18 protein-coding genes are annotated in these 18,149 nt (G+C 40.1%); 8 read left to right on the top strand and 10 right to left on the bottom strand.

Features of this window, described 5'->3' with window-relative positions; translation table 11 throughout:
• Window positions 1–23: 23 nt before the first annotated feature.
• A complete protein-coding gene (locus NR125_RS21985; protein WP_009331544.1) occupies window positions 24–629 on the bottom strand; it encodes a DNA-3-methyladenine glycosylase in 606 nt (201 codons plus the stop codon).
• Window positions 630–761: 132 nt separating this feature from the next.
• On the opposite strand from NR125_RS21985, the gene proC reads away from it, so the two are divergent.
• Both proC and NR125_RS21995 read left to right on the top strand, forming a co-directional pair.
• Window positions 762–1,577 (top strand): pyrroline-5-carboxylate reductase, encoded by an 816-nt coding sequence (gene proC / locus NR125_RS21990; protein ID WP_009331542.1) that lies wholly within the window; start codon window positions 762–764, stop codon window positions 1,575–1,577.
• 219 nt (window positions 1,578–1,796) lie between these two features.
• Entirely contained in the window at window positions 1,797–3,185 is a 1,389-nt protein-coding gene (locus tag NR125_RS21995) for an L-cystine transporter (protein ID WP_009331540.1), read from the top strand.
• A 41-nt stretch (window positions 3,186–3,226) separates the two neighbouring features.
• On the opposite strand, the gene NR125_RS22000 is transcribed toward NR125_RS21995, so the two are convergent.
• The gene (locus NR125_RS22000; RefSeq protein WP_009331538.1) at window positions 3,227–3,808 is read right to left on the bottom strand and encodes a YitT family protein; all 582 of its coding nucleotides are present in this window, start codon (window positions 3,806–3,808) and stop codon (window positions 3,227–3,229) included.
• Between the two features lie 135 nt (window positions 3,809–3,943).
• Complete coding sequence (locus NR125_RS22005) at window positions 3,944–5,245, bottom strand: NCS2 family permease (RefSeq protein ID WP_009331536.1); 1,302 nt, start codon at window positions 5,243–5,245, stop codon at window positions 3,944–3,946.
• Window positions 5,246–5,524: 279 nt separating this feature from the next.
• Here NR125_RS22005 and NR125_RS22010 point away from each other — a divergent pair, with 279 nt between their 5' ends.
• Together NR125_RS22010 and NR125_RS22015 are read left to right on the top strand one after the other, a co-directional pair.
• Window positions 5,525–7,195: a M20 family metallopeptidase gene (locus NR125_RS22010; RefSeq protein WP_009331534.1), complete on the top strand. Its 1,671-nt coding sequence runs from the start codon at window positions 5,525–5,527 to the stop codon at window positions 7,193–7,195.
• A gap of 84 nt (window positions 7,196–7,279) precedes the next feature.
• Window positions 7,280–7,939, top strand: coding sequence for an HAD family hydrolase (locus tag NR125_RS22015; protein WP_009331533.1), 660 nt, complete (start codon window positions 7,280–7,282; stop codon window positions 7,937–7,939).
• 37 nt (window positions 7,940–7,976) lie between these two features.
• Here the strand turns inward: NR125_RS22015 and NR125_RS22020 are convergent, their stop codons facing one another.
• The 4 genes from NR125_RS22020 to NR125_RS22035 form a co-directional block, all read right to left on the bottom strand.
• Window positions 7,977–8,975 (bottom strand): inorganic phosphate transporter, encoded by a 999-nt coding sequence (locus NR125_RS22020; protein WP_009331531.1) that lies wholly within the window; start codon window positions 8,973–8,975, stop codon window positions 7,977–7,979.
• 12 nt (window positions 8,976–8,987) lie between these two features.
• Window positions 8,988–9,605: a DUF47 domain-containing protein gene (locus NR125_RS22025; RefSeq protein WP_009331529.1), complete on the bottom strand. Its 618-nt coding sequence runs from the start codon at window positions 9,603–9,605 to the stop codon at window positions 8,988–8,990.
• Window positions 9,606–9,784: 179 nt separating this feature from the next.
• Window positions 9,785–10,423: a FusB/FusC family EF-G-binding protein gene (locus tag NR125_RS22030; protein ID WP_192908306.1), complete on the bottom strand. Its 639-nt coding sequence runs from the start codon at window positions 10,421–10,423 to the stop codon at window positions 9,785–9,787.
• A gap of 138 nt (window positions 10,424–10,561) precedes the next feature.
• Window positions 10,562–10,825, bottom strand: coding sequence for a CD3324 family protein (locus tag NR125_RS22035; protein WP_009331524.1), 264 nt, complete (start codon window positions 10,823–10,825; stop codon window positions 10,562–10,564).
• Between the two features lie 392 nt (window positions 10,826–11,217).
• On the opposite strand from NR125_RS22035, the gene helD reads away from it, so the two are divergent.
• From helD to NR125_RS22050, 3 genes are all read left to right on the top strand, one after another.
• Window positions 11,218–13,485, top strand: a complete 2,268-nt coding sequence (gene helD / locus NR125_RS22040) for an RNA polymerase recycling motor HelD (protein WP_009331523.1) — start codon at window positions 11,218–11,220, stop codon at window positions 13,483–13,485.
• Between the two features lie 300 nt (window positions 13,486–13,785).
• Window positions 13,786–14,613, top strand: a complete 828-nt coding sequence (locus NR125_RS22045; RefSeq protein WP_009331521.1) for an aldo/keto reductase — start codon at window positions 13,786–13,788, stop codon at window positions 14,611–14,613.
• 220 nt (window positions 14,614–14,833) lie between these two features.
• Window positions 14,834–15,094: a GlsB/YeaQ/YmgE family stress response membrane protein gene (locus tag NR125_RS22050; RefSeq protein ID WP_009331519.1), complete on the top strand. Its 261-nt coding sequence runs from the start codon at window positions 14,834–14,836 to the stop codon at window positions 15,092–15,094.
• Between the two features lie 115 nt (window positions 15,095–15,209).
• On the opposite strand, the gene NR125_RS22055 is transcribed toward NR125_RS22050, so the two are convergent.
• Complete coding sequence (locus NR125_RS22055; RefSeq protein ID WP_226280695.1) at window positions 15,210–16,130, bottom strand: RluA family pseudouridine synthase; 921 nt, start codon at window positions 16,128–16,130, stop codon at window positions 15,210–15,212.
• Between the two features lie 344 nt (window positions 16,131–16,474).
• On the opposite strand from NR125_RS22055, the gene NR125_RS22060 reads away from it, so the two are divergent.
• Window positions 16,475–16,873 (top strand): YhcU family protein, encoded by a 399-nt coding sequence (locus NR125_RS22060; protein WP_009331516.1) that lies wholly within the window; start codon window positions 16,475–16,477, stop codon window positions 16,871–16,873.
• A gap of 30 nt (window positions 16,874–16,903) precedes the next feature.
• Here the strand turns inward: NR125_RS22060 and NR125_RS22065 are convergent, their stop codons facing one another.
• Window positions 16,904–17,374, bottom strand: coding sequence for a thioredoxin family protein (locus NR125_RS22065; RefSeq protein ID WP_009331515.1), 471 nt, complete (start codon window positions 17,372–17,374; stop codon window positions 16,904–16,906).
• A complete protein-coding gene (locus NR125_RS22070) occupies window positions 17,374–17,814 on the bottom strand; it encodes a disulfide oxidoreductase (protein WP_009331514.1) in 441 nt (146 codons plus the stop codon). The genes NR125_RS22065 and NR125_RS22070 overlap by 1 nt, the downstream gene beginning before the upstream one ends.
• Window positions 17,815–18,149 lie beyond the last annotated feature (335 nt).

The raw sequence follows: 18,149 nt of genomic DNA on the forward strand, positions 1-18,149 counted from the left end.
GTTTATTAATTTCTTCCTTCCTCTTACTTCCTGTTCCGTGAAACATAAGGATTTTCAGCAATCCAAAATCTCCAGGGATAATTCCGCGCATCACCGGAATTATCAATTCCGATTCGTTTTCCGCGTGTGACTTTCCCGGGAGGAATTCCTTTAGCAATCATAAGAGGAGGGCTTGTAAAACGCCGCCCATAATCATCTATTGTAATATTGAGAGCTTTGGTTAATTTACCAGGTCCATTAGTTAGGTTCTTAAGATCATCCATTTTTCGTCTTTTCTTCATTAAATCAAGGCCGTCTACAGGTTCAATTCCCCTGATCAATACAGCTTCAGGCTTTTCCTTTGGGCCGCTCACAACATTAACCAAACAATGGGTATGCATCACATACGTGTAGACAAATCCGGGTTCATTGAACATGATTTCGGTCCGCTTTGTTCTCCTGTTCCCAAAGCTGTGAGCTGCCCTGTCTTCCGGGCCCATATATGCTTCTGTCTCAACGATATAGCCTGAGGCGATGCCCTCTTCCGTTTCTTTGATCAATAAGCAGCCCAGCAGTGCTTCCGCCAATAGTAGTGTCGGCTGCTGAAAGAAGTCTTCTGGCAGTGGGGCATATGGTTTTATATCTTTCAAGATCAATCTCTCCAAACAGTATGTTATTAGTGTTGCAGCATCGTGTCTTATGTTTTTACCCTCTGCTATTTTTTCATAACCATACCTGCAGTATAATAGCAAAGGGAAATACTATACAGGATGTGGGCATTGATGAATAAAAATATCGGTTTTATCGGATGTGGAAAAATGGCTCAGGCCATAATTGGAGGAATACTCAAATCCAATCTGGTAAATCCAAGCCAGATTATTGCTTCAGCAAGAACGGAGAAGACGCTTGACGATGTAAAAAGCAGGTGGAATATACAAACACGCCTTTCCAATATTGGAGCAGCGGAAGAAGCGGATATAGTGTTTTTGGCTATTGAGCCTGATGCACATGGGGAAGTTATTGATGAGATTAAAGATAGCGTCCGTTCCGATGCCATCATTATAACCATTGCGGCCGGCATTAGTCTAACCTTTCTGGAACAGTCATTTGGCCGGAAAGTTAGAGCAATTCGAATCATGCCTAATACGCCATCATTAGTAGGAGAAGGAATGAGCGTCCTTTCAGCTAATGAATCAGTATCTCCAGATGATATGGAGGAAGTGGAAAAAATATTTTCATGCATTGGAAGAGCAGCTTTTATGGAAGAAAAGATGATGGATGCGATTCCTGCTATAAGCGGTTCTTCTCCAGCTTACGTCTATATGTTCATTGAAGCATTGGCAGATGGCGGTGTAAAAGCAGGATTGCCCCGTGAACAGTCTTATCAGCTCGCAGCACAGGCTGTTTTGGGGGCTGCCAAGATGGTGCTGGAAACAGGTCTGCATCCAGCGGAATTAAAGGATGAGGTCTGTACTCCAGGTGGGGCAACGATTGAAGCAGTTGCCGAGCTGGAGAGAAAAGGGTTCCGTGCAGCGGTAATGAGTGCAATGGATCAATGTTTTGAAAAAACAAAGGCTCTTTCAGGGAAAAACAATTAAACAAGATTTATTAACCTAAACCCGGCAGTTATACAACTGCCGGGTTATCTAATGGTTCGTGAAATTTAGGCGCAAATCAAAAGGAAAAATACTGAACATTTCATGGCAGAATGGAATATATAATAAGAAAATTTAAATTTTAATTCCGACTTGACTCATAGGAATACATGTATTATAGTAAGTCATTATGAGAACATCTTTTGGGGAGGATTCAGTCCGATGAGTACAGGACTATTAGTTTTAAATATTGCCATTATGCTTCTGCTTGTAGGCGTATTATTCTTTATGCAAAAAAAGCATATTTCATTCTCAAAGCGTGTGTTTACAGCGCTTGGATTAGGGATTTTGTTTGGTTTCGCCCTTCAGCTGATTTACGGACCGGGTGCTGAGATCATTGCCAAATCTGCAGACTGGTTCAATTTAATAGGCGGGGGTTATGTCAAATTCCTGCAAATGATCGTAATGCCATTAGTCTTCATTTCCATTTTAGGAGCTTTTACTAAGCTTAAATTAACAAATAATATAGGGAAAATCAGTGTGCTTATCCTTGGTCTGCTTGTAGGTACAACTGCAGTTGCTGCCGCTATAGGGATTGCAACAGCTGTCGGTTTCGACTTGGAGGCAGTCCAAATCAGCGGAGGCGATGCAGAGACAGCCCGCGGCGAACAGCTGGAAGAAACCTATCAGGGTATTGAAGGAAGAACATTCCCACAGCAGATGCTTGATCTTCTTCCGGCAAACCCATTTCTTGATTTTACAGGAGCAAGACCTACATCCACCATTTCAGTTGTAATATTTGCAGCCTTTTTAGGAATTGCATACCTGGGTGTCAGACGGAAATCACCCGAGCAGGCTGAGCTTTTCGCAAAAATTGTGGATGCGTTCTATGCAATTATTATGCGTGTTGTAACATTAATTCTGCGCTTGACTCCGTACGGAGTGTTGGCCATCATGACGAAAACAGTGGCCATGAGTGATTTCGACTCCATTTTAAACTTAGGGAAATTTGTTATAGCTTCTTATGTGGCACTTGCCATTATGTTCCTGATTCACCTGCTGCTTTTAACATTGAGCGGTTTAAATCCAATTACCTATATGAAAAAAGCATTTCCTGTATTAACATTTGCCTTTACATCTAGAACAAGTGCCGGTGCATTGCCATTGAACATTAAAACACAAAAGTCACTGGGTGTTCCTGAAGGAATTGCCAACTTTGCAGGGTCATTTGGTCTTTCCATCGGCCAAAATGGATGTGCTGGAATCTATCCGGCAATGCTGGCGGTAATGATTGCTCCGACTGTGGGCATTAACCCGCTGTCACCAGGATTTATTTTTACCGTCATTCTCATTGTAGCGATCAGCTCCTTTGGTGTGGCAGGGGTCGGCGGCGGTGCGACGTTCGCAGCGATCCTGGTATTATCTGCCCTTGACCTGCCAGTTGCACTGGCCGGCTTGCTGATCTCAATTGAACCGCTGATAGACATGGGACGCACAGCTGTTAACGTCAGCGGATCCATGACCTCCGGCATCTTAACGAGCCGTATCACCGGTGAAATTGATGGAAATCTTTATAGCGACATGAATGAAAAAATAGAAGCAGAAGCATAAGCATAAGAAAAGCGACAGGTGCCGGGCACCTGTCGCTTTTTTCATTTAACGATATTCTGCTCTTTTCTTATAACTGTTAACGATGTCATGGCGCCTACAAATATGATGGTTAAAAACGAGTACAGGAATTTTTCAATACCGACAATTTTTAAACCGCTTAAAATGACCAATCCATCAATTGCAAATATCAAAGCGCCGATATTAATAGGGAGGAGCTTTGTCATCAGCTGTGCCAGCAGGTCTGTTCCCCCTGTGCTGGTTTCATAGCGGAGCATAAGGCCTATCCCAAAACCAACCAGGCAGCCGCCTAAAATCGAGCTGGGCAATATGGAAAGATTAAAATGTCCTCGCATAGCAGAAAGCAAATCAATAATGAAGGATGAAATCAGGAGGCCGTGCAGACTATAGAAAAAATATTTCTTCTCATAAAACCAGGCAAGTACATATAATGGAATGCTTAAGACAATCATACTTAATCCAGTGGGAAGCTCGTAATAATAATGGAGGATCAGCCCTATGCCAATAATGCCCCCATCAAGCAAATGGTGGGGGACAAGGAAGCCGTTAATGCCTATGCCTAATAATAAACTTCCCATTAAAGTTGCAAACAGCTTTTCATACATAAGCTATCACCCTAACTTGTCCAATTGTATACTTATAGAATATGAATGGTCAGGTATTAAATAGAAGCGGTAAAAAACAAAAAAGCTTGTCCGATTTGGACAAGCTTTTGTTATAAGGCGCTTCCGCTTTTCTTTTTAGTGCGGCAGGAAAGCAAGCTGATAAAAGAATAGCACTGCAAATAAATAAACCAGCGGATGAACTTCTCTCCATTTGCCTTTTACCACTTTCATAAGCGGATAAGCGATGAATCCAAGCGCAATTCCTGTTGCAATGCTGGATGTCAGCGGCATGCTTAAGATGATCAGGAATGCAGGGAATGCTTCATCAAGTTCATTCCACTTAATATGTGAAATGCTGCCCATCATCAGGCTTCCAACGATAATCAGGGCTGGTGCAGTAATAGCGGCAAGACCTGACACCGCACTGACAAGCGGTCCGAAGAAAGCTGATAGCAGGAACAAACCTGCAACAGTCAAGGTTGTTAATCCTGTTCTTCCGCCGGCTGACACACCTGTGGAAGATTCAATATAAGCTGAAGTCGGGCTTGTACCAAACATGGCGCCGATTGAAGTAGCAATGGAATCTGACAAAAGCGCCTCACGAGCTCTAGGCATCGTTTTGCCTTTCATTAATCCCGCCTGCTGGGCAACGCCGATCATCGTTCCAGTCGTATCAAAAATCGTTACAAGCAGAAAGGAGAAAACTACTGCGTATAAACTATGCTGGATAATATCTCCAATTGCTTCGAATGGATTTAAAATGATGATTCCATCCGGAAGCGAAGGCAGTGAAACAAATCCTTGGTCAAAAGAGAGCTGGCCGGTAAAGAAGGCTATCAGAGCTGTGAGAATCATTCCGAAAAATAAAGCCCCATTAATCCCGAGAGTCATGAGGATTAAAGTCACAGCAAGGCCGACCAGAGCAAGAATGGATTGGGGAGAATGCAAATCCCCTAGTGCAACAAGATTTGTTGGGTGGCTTGTAATCAGCCCTGTTAGCCGCAAGCCGATAAATGCAATAAATAAGCCGATTCCGGCAGTAATTCCGTGCTTTAAATTATCTGGTATCGCAATGATCAGTTTTTCCCGGAAAGGGGTAAGCGACAATATAATGAAAATAATCCCTGCAATAAATACTGCTGAGAATGCTGTCATGTAATCAATATTTCCATGTGTGCCGACTACGGAGTAGGCAAAATAGGCGTTCAGGCCCATTCCAGGTGCGATGGCAATCGGATAATTGGCGAACAGTGCCATCCAAAGAGTACCTGCAACGGTTGCGATAATGGTTGCAGAAAAGACTTGCTCAAAAGGTACACCTGCATCAGATAATATGACAGGATTAACGACCACAATATACACCATAGTCAGGAAAGTGGTGATGCCTGCCAGAATTTCGGTCTTTACGTTTGTTTGATTTTCTTTCAGTTTGAACATATAAAGTCCCCCATAAACTAAAACTTCTTTCAGGTTGTATGTGTTATCAATAAATACGAACGTTTAGAAAGCACAAATAATATAATATTCGTTTTTGGTTTAGATTTCAAGACCTTAATTTTATTATTCTATATATTGGCGGTTTCATCCTTATATAAAGAAAAAAGCTTCGATACGGAAACTTGCTTTCCGTGAAACAGCCATTATATACAAATGGTTGATTATTAATGGATTATGCTTATACACTAGTGTCAAACGATGACGAAATGGGGTTGGCCTATGTTTGCAAATCTTAAATCAATGAACTTGAGTCAGCAGGCCGAATATTTAACAAAGGCCCTTGTGAAGATGAAGAGCTACAACCATTCAGATGGAGAAAGGCATAAAGCTGACTTTCTAAAAGAAATAATACATTCGTATCCATCTTTTAATGATAATGATAATTTAGTATGGACTCAGGAAATACCTGGTGATGAATTGGGCCGCAAGAATGTGTTTGCTTTCCTCAAGGGGCGTTCCGGAGGCAAAAGGACTATTCTATATCTGGCGCATTTAGACACGGTCGGCACGGAGGATTTTGGCCCGATTCAGGGCATGGCCCATGATCCGGATAAGCTCCAGGAGTTCTTTGTACAATATGGCTCTGATCCGGAAGTGCAGGAAGATGCCCTGTCTGAGGAGTGGCTTTTTGGCAGAGGGGCATTGGATATGCAGAGCGGAGTTGCTGTCCATCTGGCCAATCTTCTGTTTTTCTCGGAAAATCCCGACGAATTGAACGGCAATTTGCTCGTCATGTTCAATGCTGATGAAGAGGGCGAGCATAAAGGAAGCAGAGCCGCCCTAGCCGAATTGCTAAGGCTGAAAGAAAAAATGGGCCTGGAATACTTGGCTGCAATTAATAATGATTTTATCTCGCCATTGTATGATGGGGACACGACAAAGTATATATACACCGGTACAGCAGGAAAAATCTTGCCGTGTTTCTCCATTTTCGGAAGGGAGACCCATGCAGGCGAAAGTCTGGCAGGGATTGATCCAACATTAATTGCTGCAGAGCTGACTGCCCGTATAAGCCAGAATTTTCAGCTGACTGAGAAGCTTGAAGGAGAGCTGGTGCTTCCTCCAAGCTGTTTATATATGAGAGATGATAAAAAACGCTATGACGTTCAGACGGCTGTCGGCTGCCGAGTTTACTTCAATTACTTTTTCTATGAAAAACCGCTGAAGCAGCTTTCGAAAGAACTTGGGATGATTGCCGAAGATGCAGCCATCGCAGTAGAGCACCGGCTGAAAGGTGCCTATAAAGATTTTCGGACTGTAAATAAGCTGCCGGAAAGACAGCTGGACTGGGGAACAGAAGTCACGGCTCTAGATGATTTTCTTGTATATCTTGAACAGAAGGGCATAGATACAGTGAGTGTTATGGAAGAAGCGAGGAAGCAAAGTTCTCTTAAAGAAACCGATGCCAGAATGATTGCCTTTGATATTGTAGAAGCTTTGCACCAATCAGACCCTGAAAAGAAACCTAGAGTGGTTTTATTTTATGGAACACCTTTTCTTCCTGCCAACACAGTTGATGTGAATACAGAAAGAGGGGTCTTTTTGAAAGATTGCCTGGAGGAAGTGCTTGCTGAAGAGGCTAAGAAAACAGGTGAGGCATTCAAGGTCCGCAAATATTTTCCCTACTTATCTGATGGAAGCTTCCTGTCTTTTGACGGCTCGGATGAAGATATACAATCTCTTAAAAAGAACTTTCCTGCCATAAAAAACCTTTTTCCAATTCCATTAAAGGCAATGAGGGATTTAAATATTCCTGTCATTAACCTTGGAGTTTATGGGAAGGCTGGCCATAAGTGGACTGAACGGGTCTATAAACCATATACTTTTGAAGTTTTGCCTGAGATTATCCGAAAGGTTACAAGAAGAATACTTCAAAAGCCGGGAAGCTAGTTCCCGGCTTGCTTCAAAAATAGTAACTTTAATATAGCAGTAACATCTAATGTAAGGGGAAAGAATTCAGGAGGCGGTGGCAGAATGATAAAGGCTGTAATTTTTGATTTTGATGGAACCATTGTAGACACAGAATCTTTATGGTATGAGGTTTTTAAACAAATCCTGTCAGAAGATTATGGATTTGAGCTTGGGCTGGAGGATTTTGCGAAGGGGATTGGCACTACAGATGATATTCTATTTAATTATATTGACAGTAAATTAGGTATTCAAATTAATCGTGAATCTGTTCAGGAGAAAACAGAAAAAGCATTCCAGAGTCAGAGGGATATTTTAATTCTGAGGGAAGGGATTCAGGACCTAATAGAAAAGTGCATTGAAAAAGGCCTTAAGCTTGGAGTCGCATCCAGCTCTGGCAGGGAATGGGTTAAGCATTATTTAGACCATTTTGGAATTGAGGGTCATTTTCAAACTATCAAAACAAAAGAAGATGTTGAAAAAGTAAAGCCTGACCCGGCTCTTTACATAAAAGCACTTGAAGAAATGGGCGTCGAGCCTGAAGAAAGTCTGGCCATTGAAGATTCCGTAAATGGATCAATCGCAGCTGTTCAGGCAGGAATGCACTGTGCGGCTGTTCCAAATGATGTTACGCACTTCCTTTCCTTCCATGAAAAGGTTATGAGGTATAAGGCTTTTTCTGAGATACCTATTGATGAACTGATAATGGGGCAAGGCGAGAGTTAATAAAAGGAGCGGGCTAAGCCAGCTCCTTTTATTTATATTAGAAAATGGCATTCAAAATTAAATAAACAAGGCCAGCTAAAGTTGCCGATATCGGCAAGGTGATTACCCATGTAATAAGCATTCTCTGGGCTGTTCCCCATTTTACTCCTTTAAGCCTGTGGGCAGAACCTACACCCAGGATGGAAGAGGAGATAACATGAGTAGTACTGACTGGCAAGTGGATAAATGTTGCGCCAAAAATGATCATTGCACCTGTTAAATCTGCTGCCACTCCATTTATCGGCCGGATTTTCATGATTTTTCCACCGACCGTTTTGATAATTTTCCAGCCTCCGATGGAAGTCCCAAGACCCATAGCTAATGCACAGGAAAACTGTACCCAAAATGGAATATCAGTTGAAGTGACATAGTTGTTTGCGATAAGCGCCATTGTAATAATACCCATAGCTTTTTGCGCGTCATTTGTTCCATGTGTATATGATTGCAGAGCGGCTGTGAAAATTTGAAACAGCCTGAAGTTCCGGTTTGTTTTTGTAAGGTTGTTGTGTTTAAAGACAATCTTGAATATGCTGTAAACGATAAAACCGACTGCAAAGGCAATTAACGGCGAAAAGATAAGTGCTTGAAGGATTTTTAAAAATCCCTGATAATTTAAAGCTGAAAATCCAGCTGCCGCAATCGCAGCACCGGCAATCGACCCTATGATCGCATGGGAAGAGCTGCTAGGGATGCCATAATACCAAGTCAGCAGGTTCCAGAATATCGCAGCAACTAAAGCGGCCAGAATGACAAGTGAACCATTCTGCAAAGTAAATGGGTCCACTATATCCTTTGTTATGGTTTTGGCCACCCCAGTAAATGTCATGGCACCAACAAAGTTCATGACGGCAGCCAATAGGATGGCATGCCTTGGTTTAAGAGCCTTAGTGGAGACAGAGGTAGCTATTGCGTTTGCCGTATCATGAAATCCATTGATAAAATCAAATGCCAGAGCTCCAATGACAATTAAGATTGTAATAATAAATACTGCATCCATTGTAATCGCCCCTTAAGCATTTTTCATGATGATGGTTTCAAGCGTATTGGCGACATTCTGGCAGCTGTCAGCAATATCTTCCAGAGTTTCATAAATTTCTTTATACTGAATAATCCGGATAGGATCTTTTTCAGTAGCAAAAAGATGCTTGATTGATTGACGGCGGACTCCATCACATTTGGATTCGTAATCTTTAATTTTGATTGCATGCTCCCTGATCTGCAGTAATTTCTTAGTTGAAAGAAGTTCCACACATTTTTCAATTTCAATTGCACAATTCTTAATTGCATCCACAAACTTCAGCATAAACTCATCAGCTTGTGTCATGGAATACATTTCAAATAAATCAGCACATTCTTCAAAACCATCGAGCACATCATCCATGCTCATAGCGAGGTGGAGGATATCTTCTCTTTCAATCGGTGTAATAAAAGCGTTATTTAATTCCTTAATGACTTCATGCACATAGGAATCGCCTTTTGTTTCATAATCCTTCATTGTTTTTGAAAAGGTTTTTAAATCACTGACATTGTTAATTTTATAGTCGGCAAAGTAAATTGCACTATCTTTTAAATTCACTGAAATATTGCTTAACAATGTGTTAAACTTGTCCTTCTTCTTAAAAACCATTTTTTTACCCCCAATTATTTTAGGAAAAATTCAATCAAACGTAATTATTTTATACGAAATCGACAAAATATGATAGTTTTTTTTATTACAGTAATATTCCCCAGTTTAATGAGAATAAACGAAGAGATGAAAGAAGACACCGCCAAATAAGGCGGTGTCTTAATTATGGAGATATTCATCTATCCTTTAAGCCTTCCGATAAAATCATGAAGCTTTTCCAGTGAATTTAAATTCGCATTGCATTTCTGGCTGTCCTGGCAAATGTAATTCCCTTTTTTTGTATAGGTACCCAGCTGAGTACCCTTGGTTTCAGTTAAGAACATGCCTGTTTCTTCGAATTTGTTGCAGATGGCACAGATCCCTTTTTTGCCCAGCGGTTTAAATGTTCCATATATGCCAGTCAGTTTGCCATCCATAAGGCTGATCATATACTTCCTGTTTGTGCCTTTGTCGTCCCATCCTAAGTAGCTTATTTCCCTGAAATCGATATCTTCAAGTGCTGGTATCTTTAATTTTTTTGCTTTAGGGAACAGCTTTTTGATGGATTGTTCCGTCAATGATGCAAACGGTATTACGTATTCCTTTATTTGTTCTAAAAAGGCATCAGCCTGATCTCTTTCTTTTATATCACTGACCGGTAAAAGAAGCTGTCTCTGTTCCTCGCTAAGGTCTTCAAAAAGGCCCAATACCTTCTCAGCAGAAAGAGATTTCAGTGCATTCAGCACTCCTGTATCATTGACAGATGCATGGCCATTAATTAGCACCTGCGTCTGATATTTAATAAAATTATATTGATCATTCCTGATGAAAGGTTCCATTATACACACTCCTATACCTACAGCACCTTTATATATCACCTTCACTTTAAAAGAATTACATAAAAATGTAAATGTATAAAACGATTAGGAAATGAACTTGGCATATGAAAAGCACTGAACAAGGTTCAGTGCGAATATTTACTTTTTATAAACTATTTTTTTGATTGTTTCAACTGAAAGAAAATATTCTTCCGCCAATTGAGAGATTGTTTTGCCGTTTTGGAAGGCGCCTTTAATAGAATGATTCCTTTCATCCAGGGCTTTTCTCGCTCCAGAGCGTGAGCCCCATTTTTGGTAGTCCTTTTCAGGCTTGGGGATATAAATTGCCTCACCCTGAACGTATTTTTGAATTTCTGCTATCAAAGTCTCCGGTAAAACGGCATTCGCTTTTACATAACTCATTTCTGCCAGCTCCTTATTGATTTTTGTTAATAAAAAATGAATAAGGTGCAAAGCCGATATCAGAAATGGTTTTAGCTGAATGGGCGATAATAAATTAGTCTATTACCGCCTCATGCAAAGTATCGCCACCAATATCAGGCTTTGCATGAGACGCTGCATTATCAGGCATTGCAACTGCAATGGCCACTTTCATCACCTCCTAAAGAGTGTTTTTCTATATTATAAATTAACATGATTGCCAATGCATTTAACACCCTAATTCGACAAAAACAAATTTGTCTTTATCATCCCTTGATTCTTGCAGATTTTTCTGATAATATATTTTTCTGCCCACGCGTATGCTCATATGTATTTCTCCATTGCGGCTGAAAAACAATTGAAAGGAGAAACATATGCCATCTGAATTTGAACACCCCGATTTTCAGCAGGAGACTCAGCGGCTGGAATTTACGAAACGTTATATTGATGTCGTAATTAAAACGTCAGAATCCAGCAAAGATAAGTTCCAGGAAAATATGAAAGAAGCTTTTGAAGACGTTGATTGGCTTGAATCCAGTTTAAGTTACTCTTCTTTATTGACAAATGCCCGTTTCTTTGAAATGTCCAAAGATGAATTAAAACAATTGAAAAAAGCCCGGAAAAAGCCATATTTCGCCAGAATTGATTTCTTAAGAGAAGATTTAAATGAAAAAGAGATCTTATACATAGGCAAAACTTCATTGTATTCAAGGGAGAATCAGGAGCAGATTATCGTTGACTGGCGTTCTCCGATAGCCAATTTATACTATGAAGGCAGGCTGGGAGAGGTTCAATATCATTCCTATGAAGAAAGCTTTACGGGCCATCTGTCATTGAAACGGCAATATATGATTGAAGATGGGATTCTGGATGAGATCCGGGATATAGACCTCACGACTACAGATGAATTGCTTCAGGAATCACTGTCTAAAAGCTCAAGCAACCGCCTCACAGAAATTATTTCAACCATACAGGAAGAACAGAATAAAATAATACGTGCTGATTTGAATAAGCCCATCATTGTTCAGGGGGCAGCAGGAAGCGGAAAAACAACAATTGCCCTGCACAGGATTAGCTATTTCATTTATCAGTACAAAGAAAATTTTGCACCTGAACAGCTTATGATTCTGGCACCAAGCAGGCTATTCATTGATTATATTTCAGAAGCTCTTCCTGAGCTTGGGGTAGAAAGAGTCCGCCAGACTACCTTCCAGGAATATGTGCTGGCATGTCTTGGTGAGGATCTTAAAATGGCTGATGACAGTAAATTGGTGAACTTGCTTGAAGACCATGGCAGTGAAGAAGTAAACCTTGCAGCCTGGGCATCATCCATTAAAGGATCGCCCGTTTTTCAGACAATCCTCACCAATTACCTAAAAGAAATTTATAATAGCTTCTGCCCCAGTGATGATTTTATGGTAGATAAATTCAGGCTGTTCAGCCATAAGAAATTCTTCCAGCTTTTTTTGGAGGATTACAATTATCTGCCTCTTTATCGAAGGCTTGAAAAATTAAAGGCTGTGCTTCAAAACGATCTTGCTAAGAAAAAGAAAAATATCATAAAGAAAATTGAAACGTATTATGACGAGAGAATTGAAAGGGCCCTTAACAGAGGGAAAGACCCGGAAAAAAGAAGACAGTATGTTTCAGATGCGCTTGATAAAAAAGCTGCCAGGCTGGAAGAATTAAAGAAAAGCTTCAGAACTGCTGTGCCAAAATACATGAAGCAATTTCCGAAAAAAAGCCTTATCCGTTATTATAAAGACCTGTTTGAAGACTCCAACCGTCTTTCAAGATTGTCAGGCGGGAAATTGCCTCTAAAAGATGCAGATCTGCTATGTGAGTACTGCAGGAAATTGTTCAGGAAAAAGGTTTATGAGAGAGAAGACTTAGCTTTAATGCTTTACTTGCAGGAAAGCCTTTTTGGCATCCCTAAAGAGCTGAAGGCAAAAAATATCGTCATTGATGAAGCACAGGATTACAGTTTCATGGAGCTCCTCTCTTTAAAAAAGTCACTTGATACGGATATGTTCACATTAGTGGGGGATCTTGCACAAGGAATTCATTCCTACAGGGGACTAACAAGCTGGCAGGAGGTTCTTGACTTTATTTTTCCTCGTGCAACATATACAGAGCTTCAGAAAAGCTATCGTACCACCGTGGAAATCATGGAAAAGGCGAATGAATTGCTCAAGCTTCTCCCCTATTCATTCCCTGAAGTCGAGCCGGTTGTCCGCCATGGGAAAAGTCCTGAATTTATCAAGAGAGAGAATGGCCACAGGCTTGTACAGCAGCTTGAGGAACAGGTAATTTCATTGAAAAAAGAAGATTATAAAACATTTGCGGTGATCGGGAAAACGATGAAAGACTGTCTGCTCATTCATGGCCTTTTTAAAAAGCATGCCAAGCTCCCTTTTAAACTGCTGCAGGAGCAGGAAAGCATACCAAAGGATGAAATCGTCATCGTCCCCTCCTATTTGGCAAAGGGTCTGGAATTTGACGGGGTCATAATTCTGTCGCTTGAGGAAGAATTTTCTATAAAGTCTGAATTGGATATTAAGCTTCTTTATGTCGCTATGACAAGGCCTCTGCACCGGTTATATTTCTATGGAATGGAAAGAAACAATTTTATTATTGGTTAAAACTTTTAGCAGCTGATTTTTCGGGCTGCTTTTTTTTGGCCTAAATTCAATTGTTTCGGAGAGCTTCAAAAAGTATTTTTTGTCCATTGTTTAGGACATTTTTTCACCGGGAAAATCAATCTTACATAAGAAGGGGTGACGAAAAATAGCGATATCACAATCTCGGCATATGCCGTTTATATAGATGGGCGATTGCCTCCCTAGGGCAATCGCTTTTGTTTTGGAAGTGTAAATAGTAGGTGTCCTTTTCATGCAAATGATAAAATGAAGTAAAAAACATGAAGGAGATGATTTCATTATATGAAGGATATCAGCAGCACTTTAACCTTACATAATGGAGTTGAAATGCCCCAATTCGGGCTGGGAGTATATAAAGTAGAAGAGGGCCAGCAGGTTGAAGACACAGTGAAAAATGCAATCAACATAGGCTACAGGCTAATTGATACTGCTGCCTTTTATGAAAATGAAGAGGGTGTTGGAAGGGCAATAAAAGAAAGCGGTGTTCCCAGGGAAGAGCTTTTCATAACGACAAAGGTGTGGAATACGGACCAGGGATATGAGCAAACATTAGATGCCTTTGATAAAAGTTTAAAGAAGCTGGGTTTAGAGTATATCGATTTATATCTAATCCATTGGCCAGTTAAGGAGAAATACCTGGAAACCTGGCGAGCGCTTGAAAAGCTGTATAGGGATGGAAAGGTAAGGGCCATCGGCGTGAGCAATTTTCAAATTCATCATATAAAGGACATAATGGAAAACTCAGCTGAAAAGCCTGCAGTAAATCAGGTTGAGCTTCACCCTCTTCTATCCCAGGAAGAATTGAGGGCATTTTGTGATGAGCACAATATAAAAGTGGAAGCCTGGTCTCCAATTGCAAGGGGCAGAGTGCTGGAGGACCCTGCCATAAAAGAAATTGCCGCGGGTCACGGCAAATCATCAGCCCAAGTTATATTAAGATGGCATTTCCAAAACAGTATTATTGTAATCCCCAAGTCAGTTAAAGAAGAAAGATTAAGGGAAAATGCAAATATTTTTGATTTTGAATTAACTCAAGAAGAAATGAGACAAATGAATACATTAAATAAAGATCAGCGATTTGGGGCTGACCCGGACAATTTTGATTTTTAATTAAGCTATTCAAAAAGCATCCTTAGGGATGTTTTTTTATTTTTTTGGTAATTATAAAATTTTTCCAGAAGAATAGTTTTTTAATTTTTGGTTTTAGATAGAGAATCCTGGGTAATTTAATTATACAAGCACATAAGATCACCAAAAGCTGCGCAGCTGCTGAATGAAATTCTTAATCTGAACAGAAACTAATTCAAATCAAAAAGAGGAGTGATTTTCAATGTTAAGCTTTTTATGGGCATTAATTATAGGTGGTATCATTGGTTGGTTAGCAGGTATGATTTTGGGAAGAGATATTCCAGGAGGAATTATTGGTAACATCATTGCTGGTTTCGTTGGTGCATGGTTAGGTTCATTGATTCTTGGTGATTGGGGTCCTGTAGTAGCTGACTTTGCTATTATTCCTGCTTTAATTGGTGCTATCGTGCTTGTATTCATCGTAGGCTTCATCATGAAGGCTATGCGTAAATCTCATGACTAATAGAATCATTTGAAAGAAGTCCCATATGGGGCTTCTTTTTTTGCGCTGAAAGCCTCTGCTCTTTATTATAGCGACATAAAAAGCTGCCTCTCTAGAGGGCAGCTATGAATCGTTCTTAAAAGCAATACGGATCAATTCCCTTAAATATCTCAGGATTATCTAAGAAAGGCGCATGACAGACTATGGTTTCTTCTAAGAACGGGTGTGGAATCTCAAGTTTTACGGCGTGCAGTGCCTGACGTGGAAAAGCAGGTTTTCCGCCATATAAAATATCCCCTGCAAGCGGATGTCCGATATGGCTGAGGTGAACACGGATCTGATGTGTTCTGCCAGTATCCAGACGGCATTTAATAAGTGAAAGCTTCAGATTAGGAAAGTATTCAATTAGTTCATAGTTCGTGACAGCAGGCTGGCCGCCGGGAGATACTCTTCTTCTGGCTGGATGATGTCTGTCCCGCCCAATTGGCTCGCTGATGGTTCCTCTGATCTTAGAAATCCTTCCATGAACTAATGCTAAATATGTACGTTTAATTGTTCTTTCTTCCAGTTTTTTATCCAGGATTGCTCCTGCCAATGCGTGCTTCGCAAACAAAATGGCACCGGTCGTATCTCGGTCCAGGCGATGTATATGTTTTATGCTTCTGTATTCGCCCTGCATCTGAATATGAAAGGCTGCAGCGTTTGCTAAGGTATTATTTTGTTCTGGAGAATTAGGATGTGTGTCCATGCCTGCAGGCTTATTCAAAACAAGTAAATGATCATCTTCAAAGAGTACTTCGATGTCATAATAAGAGGGTATAAGTCCCAAATCTTCCTCCCTGAAGAAATGGAATTTTAATTTATCCCCTGCCTGCAGCGGGTTTGTCCAATTGGCTGGGGCATCATTGGTTACAACCTTCTTGTTCATCCTCATATTGTGTGTCTGTTTTTTTGGTGCTCCCCATAATGTCCGGACTATGTATTCGACGGTATATCCTTCCCAGTGAACAGGCACCTCTATTTCACACCATTCGCCAAACCTTTGTATTTTTACCATAAATTGCTCCTTATCCTGGTTGAATAATCGTGACTTTTCTACATATAAATTAATTACAATAACTATATTAGCCTTTATAATCAGCGGATAAAAGGAATAGATGTCCACAGATTATTATTGTAATATTTAAAACCACCTTTTATTTTACTTAAAATGGAGTTAATATAGAACTTTAGAACTAATTACAAAGCATTACGACTGTGCCATCTATTTCCGCAGGAGGAATAAATGTCAACAAATCCCTTCTCCATGGGTATAATTACCACCCTAAAGGGCTTTCAGAATATGATATTCTTATGTATATATTACGAACTGATTACAAGGATTACAAAGGTGGGTTATCAGTGAAAGTTGTATTTGCATCAACTCCTGATCAGGAACAAAAAATTCAAGAGTTAATTAGAAAATTCTATTCAAATGTGTTTCCTCTTTATTTCACAGATGATGACATTAGAGAATTTGAACAGCAGAAGATTTTACATACTTCTACACGGCACTTTGAATACTTCGGAACATTAAAGGAGGCTTATCAGGTTATAGCAGGACTGCAGACGCTAATGGCTATTCTGGAATCCCGTCAGATGAATGACAAATATGAGATGATTTTCGCCAAAAATGTTCAAATACTTCAAGAATTCGGTTTGTCATTTCCATTTGCCTACAGTCATTTTTGCGGAGAAAGGATGCCGCGGAATAATTTGTTCAGTGTCTACGCCAAAGCCGCAAATGAAATGCTCGTATAGAAAAACGCCTGCAGCCGCAGGCGTTTTTGGTTATTTCGAATTCTCATTAAACCATTGTTCAAAGACTTCTTTTTCCTGGTAGCCAGTAATTCTGTTAACCTCTTTGCCGTCTTTGAATTGAACAATTGTTGGAGTCTCCTTAATTCCGTAATTGTCCCAGCCGTCTTCAAATTCAAGCAGGTTGAATTGAACCAGGTCAATGCCCATATCTTCTGTAAGCGGAGACACAATAGGAGTTGTCCTCTGGCAATGAGGGCATGTCGGGCTATAAAAATACACAGTTACATCTTCATTTTCATTTAACTTTTTGTCCAATTCTTCAGGAAGAATCAGATTTTGATAATTTGGGTCTTCAAGCTGTTTGACTGTTTCAGGATGAAGTGAATCCTTTTCATATGGATTATTCCCAGAAACTTTTTCTTCATTTTGCATCTTAGTTAAGATTCCAACAGCTGCGAATAACGCAATGATAATGGCAAGAAAAATAATGACCTTTTTCATTATTCTGCTACCTCCTTGGTTTTCTTCCAGACAAGATAACTGCAAATAAAAATAATTATAAAAGCTGTCAATGCTAAAAACGGAATCGTAATGAATCCAAGCCAATTAATATATTGCCCTGTACAGGGAACTCTCCCGCATGCTGCTGCATGGTCTGCCATAAATGAAATTTTCTGAATGGAATAGTGGTATATGGAAATCCCTGCTCCAACTGCAGATAACACCATTGTATAAAGGCTGATGCGATAATCTTTCTTAATAACAGCCAAGCCTAATATGACAGCAAATGGGTACATGACAATCCTTTGATACCAGCAAAGCTCGCAAGGTTCGTATTGCCTGATTTCCGAAAAATAAAGGCTGCCGAACATGGCCAGAATCGATGCTGCCCAGGCAATAAACAGCAAATTCTCCCGCCGGTCTGTTTGTGTTTTCTCCATAATAATCTCCTTATTAATATGTACTCTAAAATTATAAAGCTATTGGACATCCCTTGTAAATTAACATGTTCAAAGGACCATCAGAAATAGGGCATTTGTAATATTAATTGATATTAGAAAGGAATAGGGGGAATTACGGAAATTAATAAAAGATATACAACACATTTATAGAAATATATATAAAGGAAAAGACGCAAGATAAGAATAAGAGGGAAATTGGCTAAGAAAACTCATAGGGTGTTATGAATGCAGTAAAAAAGGGAAAAGAGTCGTATGTCACTGGAGAGGCTGAACTTTCTTATCAGCTCCCATGATAATTATTATTTCCAAAAGGA

The organism is Cytobacillus sp. Bac17, assembly GCF_024519925.1.
GTDB lineage: Bacteria > Bacillota > Bacilli > Bacillales > Cytobacillaceae > Cytobacillus > Cytobacillus pseudoceanisediminis.